The following is a 710-nucleotide window of genomic DNA, read 5'->3' as shown; positions in this document are numbered from 1 at the left end:
GGGGCTTGTTCGCGGGTCGCGGGAGCGGACAGCTCCCCGAGGCGGCCGGTGCGCACGGCCCAGCGCTCGAAGACGATGGTGCCGAAGGGCGGAACACTCGAGACGAGGGCGAGGAAGGTGGTCTTCAGGTCCCACTTCAGCTGCAGAGCGGTGAGGAGGGCGAGGGCGACGAACGGGATGAACCCGGCGACTCCGTGCACCATGCCCGGGATGGCGATCGCCTCTTCGTATCCGAGCACCCACTTGAAGAACATCGCGATCAGCAGGGCGAGCCAGGTCACGGCCTCCCAGATCGCGACGAGGCGGAAACGCTTCGCGGGCGTGGACAGGTCGAAGATGTTCGTCATAAGCCCCATTGTGCAGGAGCTTCTACGACGGCCCGTAGTGCCGTGAGAGACATCACGGCCCCGACGCAACGCGCCGGGGCCGTGTTCGTGCTCTCGGAATACGTCAGTTCTTGGGCACTCGCACGATGAGTGCGTCGCCCTGGCCACCGCCACCGCACAGGGCCGCCGCGCCGACGCCGCCACCGCGGCGCTTCAACTCGAGCGCGAGGTGCAGCACGATGCGCGCACCCGACATGCCGAGCGGATGGCCGAGCGCGATCGCGCCGCCGTTGACGTTCACCTTCGCCGGATCGATGCCCAGCTCACGGGCCGAGACGATACCGACGGCAGCGAACGCCTCGTTGATCTCGACGAGGTCGAGAT

At 67.6% G+C, this 710-nt stretch carries 1 protein-coding gene and 1 pseudogene; both read right to left on the bottom strand.

Annotated features, from left to right (window positions below):
* Positions 1-347: DUF3817 domain-containing protein (locus R1101_RS0124930; protein ID WP_016935822.1), on the bottom strand; the 347-nt coding region annotated here is incomplete at its 3' end.
* Between the two features lie 103 nt (positions 348-450).
* A pseudogene (locus R1101_RS28870) lies at positions 451-710 on the bottom strand (acetyl-CoA C-acyltransferase); the annotation flags it as partial.

The organism is Rhodococcus sp. R1101 (assembly GCF_000278445.1).
In the GTDB taxonomy this organism is placed as follows: domain Bacteria; phylum Actinomycetota; class Actinomycetes; order Mycobacteriales; family Mycobacteriaceae; genus Rhodococcus; species Rhodococcus gordoniae.
The sequence above is the reverse complement of the archived record's forward strand: the minus strand, read 5'-3'. Positions and strand labels throughout refer to the sequence as shown.